This window comes from Paenibacillus sp. UNC499MF (assembly GCF_900107975.1).
GTDB lineage: Bacteria > Bacillota > Bacilli > Paenibacillales > NBRC-103111 > Paenibacillus_F.
Genome location: NZ_FNVF01000003.1, coordinates 46150 through 66533, shown reverse-complemented (window position 1 = coordinate 66533; position 20384 = coordinate 46150). Strand labels below are relative to the sequence as shown.

Below are 20384 nucleotides of genomic sequence, written 5' to 3'. Positions count from 1 at the left end.
GAGCAGGCGCAGGCGTGCGGGGAAGCGGCAGGGCTGCAGCCGGAGTCGACGGGATCTCCGCATATAGCGGCAGACGAGCGGGCGGATTCAGCCCATCAGGATGAGGCGGCGAAGCGGCCCATACTCGTGGCTGTGGGTGAGTCGACGGAAGCGGCGGATAGCCGCATACCGGCCGCTACCTCTCCGGTTGACGCGAAGCAAGGCGCCTTCCGGCCCGGCGAGCCTGAGGCTCCCGAAGCGGCCCCGGCGGCAGATCCGGAGGCCGCAGAGTGGGCGAAGCTGGGCGCGGAGCTGTACGAGTTCTCCGCAGGGTCGTTCGTGCGGCGCGTGTGCACGTACCCGCAGGATGCCAGCCACGGCCGGTACCGGCTCGACGCGCTTCATGAGTATATCCGGGAGCTTGAGGCCTTCCATCCCCAAGCGGAGCCAGTCCATGCGGAGGGTCTCCTGTTCTTCGACACGGAGACGACGGGGCTCGGCGTCGGCGCGGGCAATGTCGCGTTTCTCGTGGGCATCGGCTATTACGAAGCTGGTCACTTTGTCGTCGAGCAGCTTTTTATCCGGCATCCGGCCGAAGAGCGTGCGATGCTCGCCTATCTGGAAGAGAAGTTGGAGAAGTTCACCCACATCGTCTCCTACAACGGAAGGACCTTCGACTGGCCGATTTTGCAGAACCGGTTTATTCTGAACCGGATGCGGCCGGACATCGACCGCTTGCTGCACCTTGACCTGCTGCACCCGTCCCGCAGCTTGTGGAAGCATTCCATGCCTTCCGTACGGCTGGGGAAAGTGGAGGAAGCGCAGCTCGGTTATGTGCGGGAAGACGACGTTTCCGGCGCGTTCGCTCCCGAGCTGTATGTCCTTTATCTCGCGGAAGGAAAAACGGACGTGCTGCGGGGCGTATTCGTTCACAACGAGCGGGATATCGTGTCCCTGGCGGCATTGTCCGCTCTCATTTCCCGGTATTTGGCCGATGAAGAGCCCTTGGAGGCAAAAACGCCCGGGGATCTATACCGGCTGGGCCAGTGGCTGCTGAAAATGAACCGGCTCCCGTCCGCCGAGAGGATTCTGGAATTGGGCTTTTCTAGGCTCCTGGAGCAGGCGGAAGAAGGCCGTCATGCCGGTGGGGATCTGTTTCTCCGATATGCGGCCCACTACAAAAAAGCGGGCGTGCGGGACAAGGCCGTCGAATTGTGGACCCGGCAGATCCGGCAGGCGGGACCTGCCGCTGCGCCTCATGTAGAAGCCTATATCGAGCTTGCGATGCACTACGAGCACGGATGCAAAGACTATGCGCTTGCGCTGGAGCTGTCGTGTGAAGCGCTCGATGTCCTCCGCCAAAGACGCAGGCTCCTGCGGCGCAGCGGAAAGGCGGCGGAAGAGGAGCAGCGGATTGCGCACCGAATCGAACGGCTGCAGCGCAAGCTCCGGGATTGCGGCAAGCCGGCCCGGGGAAGCCGGGCATCCGCGAAACCGGCAGGTCTCACGGAGCCGGCCAAATCTTCCGGACAGGCCAAGTCTGCCGCCAAGCCGCCCGGTAAACCCCGGCCCGCTTATGCGGCCGACAGTTTATTTGATGTGTCTGGGGGCTCAAGCTGACGTGTCACGGAACGTCCCGTTTGCTGCGTATTGATATCAATCACGGAGCGGAAGGAATCTCCGTACCTCCGGCTTCAAGAATATGAAGTACGGCATCCTCTGACGTTAATTCCCATATTCGCAATACGATTTATTGAACGTCATGCCCTTTGAGGCTTGGCGTTTTCCTTTTTATTACAGGGTGAAAACGGGGCATGTCTGCCAAGCCCTCCGCCATACACTAGTTCGACAGCGTCTGCCCGAACAGGGGGAAGGGAGTAAATGCATGCCCGTTTATGTAGCGAACAGCGGCTCCAACACGGTGTCCGTGATCGACCAGACGACCAATACCGTCACGGCTACGATACCGGGATTTTCAAATCCGCAGCAGCTCGACGCCACACCGGACGGCCAGTTCGTCTATGTGGCGAATCTTGCCGCTTCCACCGTATCGGTTATCGGCACGGCGACCAATACGATTGTCGCCACGATACCGGTAGGCGGCGGCCCCCAGGGGGTAAGCGTCAATCCGTCGGGAACCCGTGTTTATGTGACGAATTCCGTGGACAATACCGTATCCGTCATCGACGTTGCGACCAATACCGTTATTCAAACCATTCCCGTTGGAGTAAATCCGGTCGGCGTGGACGTGACTCCGAACGGCGCTTTCGTTTACGTGGCGAATCAGCAGAGCAACACCGTTTCCGTGATCCGTGCGGAAGATGGCGCGGTGATCGCCAACGTGCCGGTAGACGTGCAGCCGATCGGCGTGGTTGCTTCTCCGGACGGCAAAAGCGTCTACGTGACGACCCGGGCTTTAAGCCGGACGGATATCATCAGCACCGCAAGCCTCACGGTGACAGGGTCGTTCGCTACGGGAATTTCCCCGATCGGGATCGCGACGAACGGCCGGCAAATTTTTGTGGCTAATGAAGTTTCAGGCAACCTGACCGTCGTCAATGTGGCCGGAAACACAAGCGGAGGCACGCTGCCTACGGGAACATTTCCCCAATATATCGCGGTCACTCCGGATGGGGCCTTTTTGTATGTGAGCACACGGACGAATGTGGTATCCGTCATCAGCCTGGCGACCGGCACCGTCATCGCCTCCGTGCCTGTCGGCGACCAGTCCATCGGGATCGTTGTCGTGCCCAAGTACGAGAACAGACCGTCCGTCAGAGCGGAGAAAACGATCAACGGGGTGGAAAGCGTCAATGCCAATCCTGGAGAAACCGTGTTTATTCAGGTACGGGTAACGAATACGGGCAATACCGTGCTAAGCCAGGTTAGATTGACGGATGTTCTCTCAGCGAACGGGCAGGTGCTTCTGGATGAAACGATTCCTTTCCTGAGTCCGGGCGAATCGGTCAACCGGCAGTTTCCTTTTGTCGTGCCTTCATCGGGGTTGTCCGTACTTACCGATGTTTTTACCGTCTCGGAGCCCGATGTCGGCATCCGCGAGCAGGCACAGGCGAACATCGCGATTTCCCAGCCGACTCCCGGCGTGACGGTTGTAAAAGAAGCGGACCGCAGCTCAGCCGTTCCGGGGGAAACCGTCGTTTATACGTACACAGTGACGAATACGGGGAACAGTACCTTGACGAACGTAACGGTGACCGATGAAATGCTCGGTCTGAACGAAACAATCAGCTCCCTTCCTCCGGGCCAGACGGCAACGTATAACCAATCATTTACGATTCCGCAGGGAACGCCTGCCGGCACGGCCGTTACCAATACTGTCTTCGTTTCGTCCCAGGAAGGAGCCATGGGTACAGACAGCGTTACCGTCTCCGTGGCACCGGTCAATTTGCTGAGTTTTTTTAAAACGGTAGAACCCGCCCAAGCGGCGCCTCAGGAATCTGTGACGTATCTGTTTATCGTTCAAAACAGGGGAAACACCACACTGACGAATTTCGTCCTTCAAGATCCCTTGCTGGGAGTGAATGTGACGATCGATGAATTGGCGCCGGGCGAGCGTGCCGTAAGGGAAGCGATCTTCATCGTACCGGCCGATGCGGCAGCGGACAGCATCATCCGCAACACGGCGGCGGCGCGGTCCGATCAGACTCCGGAGCTTCAAGCCTCCGCCGAATTGATGGTTTCGCCGAGTCCCGCTTTTATCGTCCGCAAAAGACCGTCCCGTACGGAGGCCAGGCCGGGCGAAACAGTCCAGTACACCATCGAGGTGATTAATACCGGAAATGCAACCTTAACCGGACTCAAGGTCGACGATGATGCTATCGGGCTGCATCAGACGGTCGCTTCTCTTTCTCCAGGAGGAAGAGTAACGTTTACCGGATCGTTCGTCATTCCCGCAAATGCGCTTGCGGGTACGATCATTTCCAACACCGTGGCGGTTGTTTCAAGTCAAACCGGGGAGCGGACCGATACCGAGAATGTCATTGTCACGGGTGTTCCTTCCCTGTCTCTTGCGAAAAGCGTGAATCCGGCCTCCGCAGGTGTGGGGGAGACGGTGCAGTATACGTTTACCGTCACGAATACGGGCAATGAGACGCTGCGTGACGTGCGGCTCCTGGACTCGACGGTCAATCTGGATTCGGCGATCCCCGATCTTGCACCGGGCGCGTCGGAAACGAGAACGATTGCCTTCGTCGTTCCGCCGGATGCTCCCGAAACGATAGTCAATACTGCCCTAGTGGAAGGCACGGGTGCGGAGACATCCGTCAGCGCCCAAGCTTCGGCTTCCCTGTTCGTCATACGCCCCGGCCTGTCACTGGTCAAAACGGCGGAGCAGACCGGAGCGGCGCCGGGAGATTTCATCGACTACGTCATCGAGGTAACGAACACAGGCAACGTTCCGCTGACCAATCTGACCCTCTCGGACAGCACGCTCGGATTCAGCGAGAATATTCCGCTGCTGGAAGCGGGCGCCTCCATTCTGTTCGCGCCAAGTCAGATTGTTCCTGCCGGAACTCCGGGAGGAACGGTTATCACGAACACCGCAGTGGTTGCGGGTTCCGGACTGAGCGCTTCGGGCTCCGTCTCGGTTACGGTGCTCAGCATCCCGTCCCTTTCTCTGACCAAGACGGCCGATCTGCCGCTACCGCTTCCCGGAGAAACCGTAACCTTTACGATCACGACGTCTAACACGGGCAATGTTCCTCTAACCGCCTTGCGGATCACGGACGGTCTGCTCGGGGTCGACACCACGATTCCCGTGCTCGGACCGGAGGAAACGGTGCCGCTTACGGGAACGTTTACCGTTCCGTTAGGAACACCGCCGGGCACCGTAATCACGAACCAGGCATCGGCCGTCTCGGACCAGACGCCGGCCGTCACGGCGGAGGCGACCGTTACGGTAGCTCCCGCCCCCGCGATCACGCTGGTCAAAACGGCCGACCGTCTTACGGCGCTTCCGGGCGAAACGGTCACCTTTACGCTGACGGTCGCGAATCCGAGCGCCCAGGTCTTGACCGGCGTGACGGTCACCGATGCGGTGCTGGGGCTGGACCGGAATCTGGGGACGCTGGCGCCGGGGCAAACCCAAACCTTGTTTGCGTCCTTTACGATTCCGTTCCGGACACCGGCCGGCACGCTGATTATCAACACCGCGCAAGCGCAGTCGGCGGAAACGGTGCCGGTAACGGCTTCGGTTACCGTTACGGTAGGAGCGGCCCCTTCCGTCGCCTTCATTAAGCTCGTCAGCGATGAAGAGGCTCCGGCGGGAGGCGAGATTGCCTTCGGTTTCGTGCTGGTTAACACCGGAAACGTGACTTTGACGAATATCCGCATCGCCGATCCGGTGCTGGAGGCTACCTTCTCGCTGAATTCGCTCGCTCCGGGGGAAAGCCAGGGGCAGGTCGTTCCGTTCCGTCTTCCCGAGGGTCTCGCGCCCGGCACGGTATTTACAAATACCGCCGAGCTGCGGTCGGATCAGACGGCGCCCGTCGTATCGGCGGTGGATATCCGGATTCTTCCGCCGCCGAACATATCCATTATGGTTACGCCCAATCCCGAATTCGTGAGACCCGGCGAGCGTGTGCCGGTCATGGTAACGGTCACCAATCCATCCAATGTCGTGCTGAACAACGTGCTGGTGTCGAACAGTCTGCTCGGACTGAATGAGAATATTTCCATGCTCGTGCCCGGCGGAACGGCCACGTTCACGGCCGTCATTAACGTCCCTCCGGGCACCCCGGCCGGCACGCAAATTCCCGGGGTGGTGAGCTTGACAAGCAACGAGACACCTGAGGAAAGCGCCCCGTTTCTTGTGATCGTTGCCCCGGTGCCCGAACTGGTTCTGCGGAAGCAGGCGAGCACCCCGGTCGCGGTTGCGGGCGAAACCGTGCGCTACCGGATCGAGGCGCTGAACATCGGCAATACGCTTCTGACGGGAGTGCTGAACGACCCGCGGGTAGGCGTCACGATCGGACCCGGCACCCTGCCTTTCGGCGGCGGCGTTCTGTTGTCGCAGCCTTTCCGCATCCCGCCCGAAACGCCCGCCGGTACGCTCTTCGTAAACCGGGTTACAGCCGTCAGCGAAACCGGAGGGTCTCTTGAAGCGGCTGCGAGCGTCAGGGTTATCCGCGTGCTGGACGTTTTTAAAAACGCGGATACGGAAGAAAGCTTTATCGGAGACGAATTCCGCTACACGATCAACGTCAAGAACGTGAGCGGACTGACGGCGACCGGCGCCGTACTCACTGATCTTCTACCGCCTGCGGTATCGTTTGTGCCGGACAGCGTGGTTGTGAGAGGAGCCGTCGTAAGCGGCGCCGGTCCGGAAACCGGCATCCCGCTCGGCTCCGTCGCGCCGGGCGAGACGGTGGCGGTATCCTTCCGGGTCCGCGTCGTCTCGCTGGATCCCTCCGAAGGGGGCCAGGGAAGTCAGCAGGCAGGCTCCGGCGGGCGCGACAGGCGTCTTGTGAACACGGCCGAGGTCACGTACGGGGTCCGTTCTCCTTCGGGACGGGATATTGTCACCGTTGCCGTTTCCAATGCGTCCGTGGTCCGGATAACCGAAAACGAAGAATAGATCCCGGCGTGGACCGTCTTTATGGTCCGCGCTGTTTTTTGCGGGCAGACTGAAGAAGAACCCGACGTTTAAAGGGGGGAGAGCACGGACATACCAGTAAGAAGCCGGAGAAAGGATGTGCCCTTATGCCCGAGTGGCCGGAGATGGAGCATTATCGCCAGGAATTGAACAAAAGGATTCAAAACCGCAAGATCAGCGGTATTACCGTTAATAGACCGAAATCGCTGAACGTTTCGGAAGAGGAGTTCCGCAAGACCGTTCTGGGAACGGTTGTGGAGCGGGTGGACCGGAGAGCCAAACAGCTCATTTTCGTCCTGGGCGGAGAACGTTATCTCCTTCTGCATCTTATGCTGGACGGAATGATGCATCTCGGTACGGAAGCGGACAAGCCGGATCGCAGCACACAGATCGAGCTCTACTTCGGGGACACGGCGCTGTATTTTATCGGGCTGAGGCTCGGCTATCTTCACCTGTACGATAAGCGGGGACTGGAGGAGGAGCTGAGTTCCCTGGGACCGGAGCCGTTTGACGCGGATCTGACCGCTGCCCGGTTTGCGGACATGCTGAAAACCCGCAAGGGCAATCTGAAAACGTGCCTGACCGATCAGCACTGGCTGGCCGGAATCGGCAACTGCTATTCCGACGAAATTTGTTTTGCCGCGGGTCTCCTGCCTTCCAGACGCCCGGCTGCTTTGGAGGAACACGAGACCGCCCGTTTGTACACGTCCATGCGCAGCGTACTTACCGAAGCGCTCAGAGCGGGCGGCTACATGGAGATGCCTCTCTACAGCGGAGATGAGCGGACGGGCGGCTTCAACGAGCTTTGCCGTGTCTACGACCGGGGCGGCGAACCGTGCGTAAGATGCGGGAACCCGATAGTGTTTCAGACGCTGTCTTCGCGTAAATGTTTCTTTTGCAGCAACTGCCAGACCTAATAGCGAGGGGAGAGAAGAGACATGGCACGTAAAAAGAGAAAAGAGCTTCACATCGGGGCGCATATCAGCACCCGGAAAGGATTTTACGGAGCCGCGGTGACCGCTTCCGCGATCGGAGCCGGGGCTTTTCAATATTTTCCGAAAAATCCGCGCAGCCTCATTCTGAAAACGAATGTAGACTGGGACGACGCCCGACGGTGCGCGGAATACTGCCGGGAAAACGGCCTTCTTTCGATCGGGCATGCGCCTTACCCCCTCAATCCGGCAGCGGAAGGCGGCCAGCAGGACGTGATGGTGGAAGCGATGCTGAACGCGCTGGAGATCGTGGATGCGTGCGGTTCCGTAGGGCTGGTCGTACATTTCGGGAAGTTTTCCGGAAAAGATCCGTTACAAGGCTATAAAAATATAATACAATGTACGAATAAGACGCTGAGCCAGTGGCGGGGCAGCGCGCTTCTTCTGCTTGAAAACCAGGCCGGCAGCGGTTCCCAGATGGGCACGACGATGGAGGAACTGGCCCGGATCAGACAGCTTTCGGATTACCCGGACAAAATCGCGTTCTGCCTGGACACGTGTCACGCGTTTGCGGCAGGACTCTGGCATGGGAACGATTGGGACGAGGTCGAGCAAAGAGGCGCCGAACTCGGGTATTTTGACCATTTGAAGGCTGTGCACCTCAACGATTCCCTCTATCCTCACGGTTCCGGCAAGGATCGTCACGCCAATATCGGCGAAGGGTACATCGGCCTGGAAGCATTCAAGTCCTTGTTGGCTTCGGATATCGTGAGGGACATACCGCTTGTGCTCGAAACGGGAAGCGGTCCGGACGGTACGCACAAGGAAGAGATTGCGCTGGTTAAGCGGACAGCCGGGGCGGCGGGAAAGGATACCTGATGAAGATTCACGTTTTTCTGGACGATCAGCGCAGATGTCCGGCGGGTTTTACCCTTGCGCGCAGCGTGGAGGAATGCCGGCTGCTTTTGCAGGAATGCGAGGTCGACATTTTGTCGCTCGATTACGATTTGGGCTGGGACGAATCCGGGTGGGATATCGTCGCCTGGATGATCGGGACCGGTATTTTTCCGGCCCGTATTTATTTGCACACTTCCAGCCTGGAAGGCCGGAACCGGATGTACCAGGCTTTGTACGCTGCGGTTCCTTCCGCAACCTCTCTTCATCCGGGACCTCCGCCTGCCGGTTTATTGGCCAAGCTTGCCGGGGGCTGACTCATTCAACCATTTTTCAAGAAGAGAGGATTCTGTGACATGATTCATTTAAACGATATTCATTTTATACGCGAAGAACGGCATATTCTTCAGGATGTTTCTTTTCATGCGGAAAAAGGCGAGCACTGGGTTCTGCTGGGCAAGAACGGTTCCGGCAAAACGACTCTGCTTGAACTTATGAACGGTTACCAGTTTCCTTCCAGGGGAAAAGTCGAAGTGCTCGGTAACCGCTACGGACAAGTTGACGTGCGTGAAGTCCGCAAGCGGATCGGCTATATTTCCCAGTCTCTGTTTGAGAAAATGAACCTTGCGGATACCGTATGGGAAGCGGTGGCGACCGGCGAATACGCCTATTTGCGCTTTTACCAGGAAATTCCGGAAGATGTGAAAAAGAAAGCGATCGGCATGCTGGAAAGAATCGGACTGCCGCATGTCGCCATGCAGTCGATCGGGACGCTTTCGCAGGGCGAGCGCAAGAAAGTGATGCTGGCCCGTTCCATGATGCAGAAGCCGGAGCTTCTGATTATGGACGAGCCCTGCTCGGGGCTGGATCTTTACGAACGCGAAAAGCTGCTGGCGGCGATCCGCGAATTCAGCGATCAGGAGATGACCGTACTTTACGTCACGCATCATATCGAAGAAATCATCCCGATGTTTACGCACGTCGCGCTTATCGAGCAGGGACGGATCATTGCGGCCGGTCCCAAGGAAGAAGTGCTGACGCCTGAACATCTCTACCAAGCTTTTCAGGTTCCGCTCGAAGTGGAGTGGTTCCGCAATAGACCATGGATAAAGGTGCTGTAAGGAATGACAGAACATGATTCGACTACAAACACGGCCCGCCTGATCGGCACGGCCAACCGCGGGTACGCCCAGCAGGCCCAGGAAGAAATCCGGCGGCTCATACCCGGAGTGAAATTCCGGACGCTTGTTCCGACGGAGACGTTTCTGGCGGAAGCGCCAGGAAGCTGGGAAGAAGTATCGGCGGCCATCCGGGCGCAGGAGCCGATTTTTCTGCGTCATATGCAGCCTGTCCAGGAGGAGCGCGCTTTGTCCGGAACGGACGAGGACATCTTGGCCGCCGCTGAGCTGGCGTCCGGACTCGGCCGTCTGCATGCCGGCAGCAGCTCAGCCGTCCAGGTGAGAATCGCCGACGGCACGGAAGTGCCTTACGGCTCATCCGATGTCCGCGCGGCTTGCGAAGTCGCCATGGGCGAGGCGACGGGGGCCGAGACGCTCGTGCGTCACGCGGACAACATCCTTTCGGTCTATGTCGGGCATCAGGCGATTTATGCCGGAGTCTCCGCGCCGGAAGAGAATTTGTCCGACTGGAGCGGCGGCGCCATCCGCTTTCAGCGCGAAGAGAACCAGGTTTCCCGCGCAAAATTCAAGCTGCTTGAGGCGGAGCGCAAGTTTCATCTGCATTTTGCGGATTTTCGCAAAGCGGTCGATGTAGGCGCGGCTCCGGGCGGCTGGACTTCGCTGCTGCTGGAGCGGGGCCTTTACGTGACCGCGATTGACCCGGCCAAAATGCACCCGAGCCTTATCAAGCACCCGCGGCTTACGTATCACGGCAAGAATGCTGCGGACGTGAAGCTGCGCGAGGACGAGTTCGATCTTCTTGTCTGCGATATGAGCTGGAGTCCGCGGCAGATGAGCCGGCTTATCCTCGATCTCCTGCCTGCGCTGCGAAGCGGGGGGACGGCGATCATTACGGCGAAACTGATGCACAAAAAACCCTTTCAGACGGTGAAAGAGCTGAAACAGGATTTTGAAGGGCATCTGGACCTGCGGCAGGCGAAACAACTGTTTCATAACCGCGAAGAGCTTACGCTTTATTTTATCAAAAAATAAACCTGCGGGAGTCATTGGGCGTTCATCATTCGGATGATCCACATGTAAAAAGTCGTCAGGCAGCTCCAGACGAGACAGGGCAGGAGCAGCCAGGCGGCTTCTTTCGCCAGCGGCGCGGTCAGGACAAGCAGCCACCAGCAAGTAAGGGAGGCGAACATGCTGCCTGCCAAAGCGAGTCCGAAGCTTTTCGCCGTAAACAGAAAAAAGCCGTAGGCTTGGCTCCATAAATAATGGAGGATCATAACAAAAATCCAGGCGATCCCCACATTTTGAAATCCGCCCGTTTTTACGTAGACGAGTGCGACGGAAGCTGCCATACACGCGTGCATAAATCCTCTTGCGCTGACGATCAGCTGTCCGGAAGGAGCCCATGCCGGCTTTTTGACGGAAGAATACCACCGTATATCGGCGGGGAAGAGAGCGGCGGATAAGAGCAAGAGTGTATACGTTATTGCGGCGGCCAGCATAAACGGGTAGAACAAAAAAGGCACCCCCTCCCGGATTGTTTGTCCATTAATATAGGTATATGGAAATGCGGGACAGGTATGCCTGTAAAAATAAAAATAATCGTTGACCGATTGGGTAATTATGGTATAATTAGCGGTAATTAAACAACCGGATGCACAAAAGCGGAAGCACCGCTGATGTGGAAGAACTCGTTTCTTCCCTGTCAGTGGTGCTTTTTTGCGTTGATTTCCGGTAAACAAGTGAGGTGAAGGATGACAAGGCAAACGAAATGGCGCATAGCGCTAGCCGCCGGCGTGTCCGGCATAGTGCTCATACTTGGCGGGATCTTACAGTGGAGCGGATGATACAGAAGCGGTAAGGAGGCGGAGAAATGAAAAGGCTGCTGATTTTGATCGAGCCCGACATGGAATATGCGTCCGTATTGGAACGCTTTGTCCGGGAGGGAGAGTTTCGTGACCGGCTGGATATCCGGCGGTTTACCCGGTGCGAGCAGCTCGAAGCGGTCATGATGGAGAACAAGGAGGCATTCCCGCTGGTTCTCCATGCGGAAACGATTGCGGAAGAAGAAGTGAGCCGCTGGCTCGGCCAGCCGCAGGACAGCCTTGTTTACCGGTTGTCGGAGACACCGGGATGCGGGGATTTGCCGGCAGAGAATATGATTTACCGGTATCAGCCGTTTCGTACAATGCTGAGAGATCTGCTGCTGCGCGCAGCGGAGTACACCGGCGAGTCCGGGCACGTGAAGACCGCACTCCGAGAAGGCCGAACGAGCGTAATCGCCGTGTACTCGGCTTCCGGCGGGAGTGGCAAAAGCGTTCTCGCCCTGAATATGGCGGCGCAGCTCGCCGTACAGGGGAGGAAGGCGCTGTATGTGTCCCTGGAAGCGGTAAGCTCTTCCGCTCTGCTTATGCCGGACGGCCCGCCGGATTCGTTTTCGCGGCTTCTCTATGCGTGGAGGAAGTCCCAGGAGCGGGCTGCGGAATATGCGGAACTGCTGCAGTGTCGTCATCCCGGGTACGGTTTCGATTATTTGGCTCCTTTTCCGAATATCCGGGAAGCGGACGAGCTGAATGCGGAAGACGTAAGGAGCCTAGCCCGGCGTGTAGCGGACAGCGGAATTTGGGACGTTCTGCTGCTCGATTTGGACAGTGCCGTTCAGCCAAGGACCTTGGGGGCTTTGAAAGCCAGCGACTATGTCGTGTGGCTGGTTACGGAAGATTCGCACGCTTTGTACAAAACTCGGAAAGTCCGGGAAGCCCTGAATTCCACAGAGTCCATGGAGAGCTGCGCGGGCAAGAGCTTGTTTGTTTTGAACAAATATACGGGAGGTGAAGCAGGCATGGCGATAGACGCTGACGTCACCCTATTTGACACGCTTCCTTATATCCCCTCTTGGAAAAGCGTGCCGGACCCCGCTGTCTGGTTAAACGAGCCTGTTTTTGCCGCACAGGTCGGCCGTATTTTACGAAGGTTATACGAGGGAGCTGAGGCGCTGTGAGAGAAGAATGGGTCCGTACTTGTAAAGAGGCCGTTAACGCCCGTCTGGACCCGACACAGTCCACCTCGGACGAAGAATTGATGGAATTGATCGAGGAGGTGGTGCTCCGTGAAACGGGAGACGGCCGGCTGACGGCCGGACAAAAGTGGGAGATGGTGCAGCGTATTTTCCATTCCTACCGCGGGCTTGATGTTTTGCAGCCCTTAATCGACGATGCGTCCGTTACGGAAATTATGATCAACAGCCACCGGGATATTTTTATCGAGCGTGACGGGCGTGTCATCCGGAACGAAGCCCGCTTCGAAAGCCGGGAGAAGCTGGAGGACATTATTCAGGCCATCGTTGCCAGAGTGAACCGGACCGTGAATGAAATGTCGCCGATCGTAGACGCCAGACTGCAGGACGGTTCCCGTGTCAACGTGGTGCTCCCGCCGGTGGCGCTTCAAGGTCCGACGATGACGATCCGTAAGTTTCCGGCACAGCCACTGACCATGAGCGACCTGATTGCCAGAGGAGCGTTGACGGAGCAGGCGGCGGAGCTGCTCGCCGTGTTTGTGAAGGCTAAATACAACATTTTTATCGGAGGCGGCACCGGTTCCGGCAAGACGACCTTTTTAAACGCCCTGTCCCAAGGTATCCCGGCGGACGAACGCATTATTACGATTGAGGATTCGGCCGAGCTGCAAATCCGTACGGTTCCCAATCTCGTGAGCCTGGAAACACGCAACGCGAACACCGAGGGGAAAGGAGGGATCGGAATCCGGGACCTTATCCGTTCGTCGCTGAGGATGAGGCCGAACCGGATTATCGTCGGGGAAGTCCGCGGAGCGGAGGCGCTTGATATGCTGGCGGCTATGAATACCGGCCATGAGGGAAGTTTTAGTAGCGGTCATAGCAACTCAACCGTTGATATGCTGAGCCGTCTGGAAATGATGGTGCTGAGCGCGGCGGACCTTCCGGTGCCGGTAATCCGCAAACAAATCGCCTCGGCCATAGATCTTATGGTGCATCTGACCCGGATGAGGGACGGTTCCCGGAAGGTCGTTGAGATCAGCGAGCTTGCCGGTATTGAGGATGGCGAAATCGGCTTGAATCCGCTGTTCCGGTTTGAAGATCAGGGTGAGGACGAAAACGGAAGAGTGAAAGGCAACCTGGTTTACACGGGAAATCCTCTCGTCTCCGGGTGGAAATGCGGCGTTGCAGGGGTTAGATTACCGGACTGGACGGCACGTGAGAAGGAGGCGGCCTCATGATGCTTCCGGTTACGGCTTGTTTGGCCGGGTTGGTTCTTTGGCTTGTTTTAATGGTGCAGGACAAGAGGAAGCGGCGGAAACTGCCGGAATCAGGCGATAACGGAGAGAAGGAGCGGAATGCACAGCAGTTGCGGCAAGAAGATTCCCATTCTGCAAGGAACAAGACGCTGCGCGTTTCTGCTGGGCTTATGGACTACGGCAGCTACCGGATGACACTTCGTGAAACGGTGCTGACTTCAGGTTTATCCGGGCTCGTCTTTGCAGGTGTCGCATTCATTTTTTACAAGGAGCTTCTGCTTGCCATGCTCTGCACGCCGCTTGGTTTACTGGTTCCCCGTTTCCGCAAAATACGGCTGATAACGGTAAGGAAGGCAAAATTGATTCTTCAGTTCAAGCAGGCTCTCTATTGCCTGTCTACGTCGCTCACAGCGGGAAGGTCCGTAGAAAATTCGTTCCGTGAAGCGTGGAAAGATCTTCATATGCTTTATCCTGATCCGAACTGCCTTATTGTCCGGGAATTCGAAGTCATCGTAAGGCGTTTAGATAACGGGGAGCCGATTGAACATGCCGTGGCGGATTTTGCGGTGCGGGCACAGTGCGAGGATGTTACGAATTTTTCCGACGTGTTCACGACCTGCAAACGGACGGGGGGCAACCTGGTTGAGGTCATTCGCCGAACTGCCGGCATTATCGGAGATAAGCTGGACATTGAACAGGATATTTCGGTTATGGTGGCCCAGAAAAAGCTGGAGTCACGCGTACTTCTTGCCGCCCCCGTTTGTATGGTCGCGGTGCTCGGATTCAGCTCCCCCGATTATATGGCGCCCCTGTACAGCGGCGCGGGCCCCCTCATCATGACGGGAGGGCTGCTTGCTCTGGGAGGCTGCATGTGGCTGACGGGCAAGATTATGGATATAAAGGTGTGACAACATGTTTGTACTGCTGGGTTTAAGTGTGAGTTCTTTTTCGGCGCTGCTGCTGTTATACGTCCTAGGTTCGAGGCGCTTTAAAGGTATGAGGACGGACTATCCGTGTGCGCTGCATATGAGAAAACTGGCTCCCGCGGGTCTTTATGCGGTCGAACGGTTCAAAACCATGGAGCGTTTCCCGGATGCCGGTGTCCGGATTATGCAGCGAATCCGTTCGCTTTACGGTCATAAGGACACGCTGTTTATGGCGAAGCTTGTGATGGGAGACATGATTGTTACGGCACTGCTCGTTCTCCTGTTCAGCGCCCTGCTGGGTATTGCGGGAGGCGGGGATCCGGCTGTTTTGCTTCTGGGTTTGCTGGCTGCCGGCTTGACTCCTTTACTGGTGCTCAGACAGCTGGATCAGAAAATCATGCTGCGAAAACGCCGGATAGTTCTGGAGCTTCCGGAAGTCTTGAGCAAGATGATCCTGCTTATCAATGCGGGAGAAACTCTCCAGAGGGCGCTTATCCGGAGTGTGGATTCATCACGTGCGGCGGCGTCTCCGCTTCACGCCGAGTTCGGGCAGGCAGTACGGGAACTGGAGATGAACGTGTCGCTCCCTAAAGTGCTTGAGGATTTGAGCAAGCGGTGCGCCATGCAGGAAACGGCACTGTTCACAACGACAATTCTGCTGAACTACCGGAGAGGTGGAGAAGATTTTCTGGTCGCCCTGCGCTCGCTCGCGAAGGAATTATGGGACCGCCGTAAGGCCGAGTCCCGGAAGCTTGGCGAGGAGGCTTCCTCGAAGCTGGTGTTTCCGATGGTGGCGATTTTTCTCGTTGTCATGATTATCGTTGCTTCGCCCGCCGTCCTGTCCATAAATGGCTGACGGACAAAAACGATCCACATTTTAGGGAGGTTATCTACAATGAAGAACCGATTACAAACAGCCGCGGTCCGTTTCTGGAACGATGAAGAAGGGCTGGGCACGCTTGAAATTTTACTTATCGTAGCCGTGCTTATAGCGGTAGCCGTTATTTTCAGAAAGTGGATTATTAAATGGTTCAACGAACTGATTGGTAAAGCGGACACGGAATTTAACAATTCCAAAAGCGATGATGCCATTAAAACGCCGTAGGGAGATGCTTGTGAAATTGAAGACAGATAATGGACTGGTACGTCTGTTCCGTTCCCAAGCGGGCAATTTCACCCTGGAAGGGACCCTGCTGTTTCCGGTGATGATCTTCATTACATTAACTCTTATCCTATTCGGCATGTTTGTGTACAATCGCGTCGCCCTTCAGCAGCAAGCCGGTATCGCTTCCGAACGAGCTGCGTTTTCGTGGAATAACAGCCGTAAAGATCCCGTAACGGGAGCTTACACACCGGGAGCCGGTGACGGACTTTACTGGCGTTTAACGCAGGACGGCATTCTCGGTATTTTCGGCTATAGCGGAAAATCGTCGACTGTCCAAGTTCCAGGCTCAGCGGGAGGCAGCGGTCCTGCGGGGAAACTGTCGCGAGCGGCCGCCCTCCTTCCCGCCGGAGCTCACGGCTCGATGTCGTACGTGAATCATCTATGGGAACGTAAAGTTTCGGCCGAGTTGGAGGAGCCTTTTCGCACGCGTTCCTTTTTGCCGGGGAATGTCATACGCGATCACGTTAGCGGGCAGGGCATTTCGCACGTAATCGACCCCGTTGAACTGATCAGGAACGTGGATCTGACACGCAGCTACATACCGGCGGTAAAGAACCGAATTACCGCTTCGAAGGCCAGGGAAGTGCTGACCGAGCCCGAAGCCGATGCCATTCCTTCCACAAGCGGGATTACAAGCGAAGCGCAGGCAAGCGCTTATATCCGGAAGCTGGTCAGCGGGCGGAAAACGGAAGTGATTACCCCGGAGGGCGATAAAAGAACGATAGATGCTTTGGATGCCGGCGGAACGGCGCATCTCGCTTTCTACACGTTCAATGAAAAGAATCTGAGGGAACAAATGCGCAAAGACGTTCTTCTGAAAAAGGAAGGAACACAGGTTAAAGGCATCGTGTGGCACTTTTTCAAAACCAAATCGGGAAAAGCACCCTCACAAGCCATTCAGCGGGAACTGGCTCAAAACGGCATCTCTGTCATTTTGCACGAATAAATGAGGGCAGCTTCGGCTGCCCGGAAAGGAGTGTGTTTTGAGAAGTTTCTATAACTCGGAAACGGGTGCCGTTTCCATTTATTTGATTATTATCCTTGTTCCTATCTTTTTTCTGCAAGCGGTCTTGATCGATTTCGCGCGGGTTAAGGCTGCAGAGAGAGAAGCGGACACGGCGGCACGGGCTGCGGTACGATCTGTTTTGTCCGCCTTCGATACCGAGCTTCAAAAATACGGACTTTTCGGACTCACCGAGGAGCCGGAAAGCTCGGCATCCTTGTTCGGTTCGATCTACAAAGAAAATCTTTCGGGCAGTTCGAACGGTGTTTTCTATAAAATGCTGGATACAAAACCGGAGGAGGGGGCAAGATCACTGGCCTCTCTATACACGCTTGCCAATCACAGTGTATTTAAAGAACAAATTCTTGAACATATGAAATACGCGGCGCCGATTGAATTCACCCTGGAAATAACGGATAAGCTTCAAAAGCCCGGTGCCGTCAAAACGATGGCAAACGGTGCGGCGTACGCCAAAGAAGCCGAAAAAATCGAAAAACTGCTTGCAAAGCGGGAAGAATTGCTCGATAAGGCTTGGGCGGAAACGGTCAAAATGAAGGAAGAGCTGGGCGGCCGGCACCTTACCTACCGGGCAAGAATAACCGAACTGAACCGACTCTCGGAGCTGATCGGTTTAAATACCGCGGACGAGGTAAGGTCGCAGATCAAAACATTGGAAGAGCAAATCGGCTCACTCTCGGACTCTATTTCCAGTATGAACGGCTCTATTGCAGCCGCAGCAGCTTCAGGACCGGGAGCGGCCGCCGCCATTCAAGGCTTGATGGACAGCATTCGTTCGCTTCAAGATCAGATGTCTATCCTGCAAAACAAGCTTTCGGATCTGAAGACCTTGCTTGAAAATATTTTGACATACACCGCACTTCTGGGCGCAACCAAGCTTGAAATCGTCCGTGACGACGAGAAAGTGCAGAGTCTGCAAAGATCCGTTCAGGAGCTGCTCGGCGAAGCGAAGAAAGCAAACGACGAACTGAATACAGAGCTGAAACGCCTATCCTCGGCTGAGGGAAATGAACTTAAAGCATTCGAAGCATTCAAAAGTTTGAAAGTTGTTAGCGAGGAAGATTTACGTCTCTATATGACGGGAGTTGCGTCAAGCGCCGCTCTATTCAGCGGTTTTCGCAGCGGTATCGGAAGCATCAATTTGTTCACGAATGCCAACGCTCAAAAGCTCCAAGCCGCAAACGACGCTTACCAGGCCCAAATGGACGAAACCTACCGCAAACAGCTTGACATTGAAACGGAGCGAAACAAGCGGAACGAGAATATCCGCAAAGAAAAAGAAAAGCAGCGTTCGAAAATACAAGCGGTTTTAGATCGGGCCAGACAGGCCATGGGAGAATGCGGCACGGATCAGGGGGGAGGATCGGTTACGTCATTTTACGAGATTTTGGAGGGGAGTGGGAAAGAGGGATTATACCGCAAATACATGACGTTAAACGAGAGCGTTTCAAATGCCGGCGGCAGACCGGTGTACGATCTGGAAGGTAAGCCCGATACGGAAATTCAGCATGCCATGAGTTTGCTGGAGCGGCTTGGCCAAACGGGTGAAGCTATCCGCAATGAGCTGTTCGTAAATGAGTACGCCTTATCTCAGTTTAACTACAGAACGTATGGGCGGGAAATGGACGGGGCAGGACAGATAAAGCCGCTTCACGCGCTGTCCGAGCCGTCCGGCCATAAGCTTCCCGGTCAAGAAGTCGAGTATTTGCTGTACGGGTTCAATTCCTGTGCCAAGAACATGTCCTCGGCTTACGGTGAAATGTTTGCGTTTCGTTTTGCGGTCCATATGGTCGAAGAATTGATGGACCCTAAAAATGAATTGCTCCAGGCGGGATCCCCGCTGCTGGTACTGCTGGTCAGTGCAGCCGAGGCTGCCGTCGAGGCGTTGGCGGATATGGAGAGCTTAACCGAAGGAAAAGCAGTTCCGGTATCCAGCAAACTGACGAATCCTTTGTTTACTTTCACTTATAAAGACTATTTGCGGATTTTTCTTCTCCTGCACGGCGGAGACACGAACCTTCTGGCACGATTTCAATCCTTGATCGAACTGAATACGGAACGTACGCTGGACAAAGCAGTAACTTACATACAAGGGTACGCCGAATCTTCCGTATCTTTATGGTTTTTACCGGGATTCATGAAGCTGATGAACGGGACGGGCATTTCTTCCTGCGAAGTTAGAGAAAACCGGTGCCGGTTTGTCAGCCGTGCGGAATTGGCTTACTAGGAAACGCGAACCAATGGGATGGGGCGGTTTTATGCACATTTTTAGAAAAAGTGAGCAAGGGGGAATGGTGCTGGAAGCGGCACTCATTTTGCCGATGTTCGTCGGATTTATCGTAGCTCTTATCGTATGCATCCAAATAGCGGTAGCGGATATGGCACTACGGTCTGCGGTAAGTGAATCTACGAAGGTTCTGGCCGCAGGACTTTATCCGGCAGAGGTGCTGTATCAACAGGGAAAAGAAGCTTTCGATCAGACAGCACTGGCGTCAGGAGGGCAGCAGGTAATGGATGCTCTTCAAAACTTAAGGGAAAAAGCCGCACAAGCGGGAGAATTTATCGATTCGGTTGAAGCTTATATTCCAGATCCGGTAGTCGGACTTCTGGCATGGGTCCGCCAAACGGGCGAATACGGTGTGGATGAGGCTAAGGATGCGGCAAGCGCGGCTCTGCGAGATGCCATGAAACCGATCGTATACAGTTTTGCGGACAAACGGATTTTGAAGAAGGAACGATTCCGCGTCAGCGGGGTAACACTGCCCAGCTTAACCAACCGGGAGAGGGCTTATCTCGGGTTCGAAGTCACCTATGATTATCCTCTTGCCGTTCCTTTTTTCAGTCGTACGCTTGTTTTGAAAAAGAAAGCGCTCGAGCGGGTCTGGCTGGGCGCATAAAGGAGACACACCATTATGGAAGAGCTGCTGCTTTCTCTTCTTATTCTGACCGCATTTGTAACCGATGTACGAAAAGCGGTCATTCCGAACGTCTTGACTGCCGCAGGTGCCTTCGGCGGAATTGTGTATCATTTTCTTGCGAGTGGCTGGAGCGGACTCTTTTTCTCTCTGGCGGGCTGCATGACTGGTTTTATCGTGCTCTTTATTTTGTATGCGGCGGGAGCTCTCGGAGCGGGAGACGTGAAGCTGTTCGGGGCCATTGGAGCTTTAACGGGCGGGATATCCGTTTTTACGTGCGCGGTTTATTCTTTATTGTTTGCGGGAGCAATCGGATTCGTTTTGCTTCTTGTCAGAAAAGAAGGAGTCAAACGATTAGGCCGCTTGTTGGGCAGAGTAGCCATGTTTGTATGTCTTAAAGATTTTTCATTCTGGAAAAGTCTGAAACAAAAGGATCAGCTGCGGTTTCCGTTTATGTATGCGGTACTGCCGGGGGTTCTGGCTGCTTATTGGTACGGAAGCCTTGCTTTTAACTGATTCCCTTCAGGAAAG

Annotated in this window: 17 protein-coding genes; 16 read left to right on the top strand and 1 reads right to left on the bottom strand. The window is 55.7% G+C overall.

What is annotated here, in order from left to right:
* The 7 genes from C4S74_RS08345 to C4S74_RS08315 all read left to right on the top strand — a co-directional run.
* On the top strand, positions 1 to 1599 hold a 1599-nt coding region (locus C4S74_RS08345; protein WP_146065489.1), incomplete at its 5' end, for a ribonuclease H-like domain-containing protein.
* 265 nt (positions 1600 to 1864) lie between these two features.
* Positions 1865 to 6574 carry a CARDB domain-containing protein gene (locus C4S74_RS08340; RefSeq protein WP_181024363.1) on the top strand — a complete coding sequence of 1570 codons (4710 nt, stop codon included), beginning with the start codon at positions 1865 to 1867 and terminating at the stop codon, positions 6572 to 6574.
* A 125-nt stretch (positions 6575 to 6699) separates the two neighbouring features.
* On the top strand, positions 6700 to 7509 hold the full coding sequence (locus tag C4S74_RS08335; RefSeq protein WP_103994886.1) for an Fpg/Nei family DNA glycosylase: 810 nt from the start codon (positions 6700 to 6702) through the stop codon (positions 7507 to 7509).
* A 21-nt stretch (positions 7510 to 7530) separates the two neighbouring features.
* Positions 7531 to 8403, top strand: coding sequence for a deoxyribonuclease IV (locus C4S74_RS08330; RefSeq protein ID WP_103994885.1), 873 nt, complete (start codon positions 7531 to 7533; stop codon positions 8401 to 8403).
* Positions 8403 to 8735 carry a cyclic-phosphate processing receiver domain-containing protein gene (locus C4S74_RS08325; RefSeq protein WP_103994884.1) on the top strand — a complete coding sequence of 111 codons (333 nt, stop codon included), beginning with the start codon at positions 8403 to 8405 and terminating at the stop codon, positions 8733 to 8735. Before C4S74_RS08330 ends, C4S74_RS08325 begins: the two co-directional genes overlap by 1 nt.
* 39 nt (positions 8736 to 8774) lie before the next feature.
* Positions 8775 to 9539 carry an ABC transporter ATP-binding protein gene (locus tag C4S74_RS08320; RefSeq protein ID WP_103994883.1) on the top strand — a complete coding sequence of 255 codons (765 nt, stop codon included), beginning with the start codon at positions 8775 to 8777 and terminating at the stop codon, positions 9537 to 9539.
* Between the two features lie 3 nt (positions 9540 to 9542).
* The gene (locus C4S74_RS08315) at positions 9543 to 10589 is read left to right on the top strand and encodes an SAM-dependent methyltransferase (protein ID WP_103994882.1); all 1047 of its coding nucleotides are present in this window, start codon (positions 9543 to 9545) and stop codon (positions 10587 to 10589) included.
* A gap of 11 nt (positions 10590 to 10600) precedes the next feature.
* Here C4S74_RS08315 and C4S74_RS08310 read toward each other — a convergent pair whose 3' ends face one another.
* A complete protein-coding gene (locus C4S74_RS08310; protein ID WP_258042437.1) occupies positions 10601 to 11080 on the bottom strand; it encodes a tryptophan-rich sensory protein in 480 nt (159 codons plus the stop codon).
* Between the two features lie 347 nt (positions 11081 to 11427).
* Here C4S74_RS08310 and C4S74_RS08305 point away from each other — a divergent pair, with 347 nt between their 5' ends.
* From C4S74_RS08305 to C4S74_RS08265, 9 genes are all read left to right on the top strand, one after another.
* Complete coding sequence (locus C4S74_RS08305) at positions 11428 to 12555, top strand: hypothetical protein (RefSeq protein WP_103994880.1); 1128 nt, start codon at positions 11428 to 11430, stop codon at positions 12553 to 12555.
* The gene (locus C4S74_RS08300; protein ID WP_103994879.1) at positions 12552 to 13808 is read left to right on the top strand and encodes a CpaF family protein; all 1257 of its coding nucleotides are present in this window, start codon (positions 12552 to 12554) and stop codon (positions 13806 to 13808) included. The genes C4S74_RS08305 and C4S74_RS08300 overlap by 4 nt, the downstream gene beginning before the upstream one ends.
* On the top strand, positions 13805 to 14734 hold the full coding sequence (locus C4S74_RS08295) for a type II secretion system F family protein (protein WP_103994878.1): 930 nt from the start codon (positions 13805 to 13807) through the stop codon (positions 14732 to 14734). The genes C4S74_RS08300 and C4S74_RS08295 overlap by 4 nt, the downstream gene beginning before the upstream one ends.
* Before the next feature lie 88 nt (positions 14735 to 14822).
* Entirely contained in the window at positions 14823 to 15608 is a 786-nt protein-coding gene (locus C4S74_RS08290) for a type II secretion system F family protein (protein ID WP_258042436.1), read from the top strand.
* Between the two features lie 39 nt (positions 15609 to 15647).
* Positions 15648 to 15857, top strand: a complete 210-nt coding sequence (locus tag C4S74_RS08285) for a Flp1 family type IVb pilin (protein WP_103994876.1) — start codon at positions 15648 to 15650, stop codon at positions 15855 to 15857.
* A 10-nt stretch (positions 15858 to 15867) separates the two neighbouring features.
* Positions 15868 to 16863, top strand: coding sequence for a TadE/TadG family type IV pilus assembly protein (locus C4S74_RS08280; RefSeq protein ID WP_258042435.1), 996 nt, complete (start codon positions 15868 to 15870; stop codon positions 16861 to 16863).
* Positions 16864 to 16900: 37 nt separating this feature from the next.
* Complete coding sequence (locus C4S74_RS08275) at positions 16901 to 19165, top strand: hypothetical protein (protein WP_103994874.1); 2265 nt, start codon at positions 16901 to 16903, stop codon at positions 19163 to 19165.
* Positions 19166 to 19196: 31 nt separating this feature from the next.
* Positions 19197 to 19835, top strand: a complete 639-nt coding sequence (locus C4S74_RS08270; protein WP_103995317.1) for a hypothetical protein — start codon at positions 19197 to 19199, stop codon at positions 19833 to 19835.
* 15 nt (positions 19836 to 19850) lie between these two features.
* Positions 19851 to 20369 (top strand): prepilin peptidase, encoded by a 519-nt coding sequence (locus C4S74_RS08265; protein ID WP_103994873.1) that lies wholly within the window; start codon positions 19851 to 19853, stop codon positions 20367 to 20369.
* The last annotated feature ends 15 nt before the right edge of the window (positions 20370 to 20384 follow it).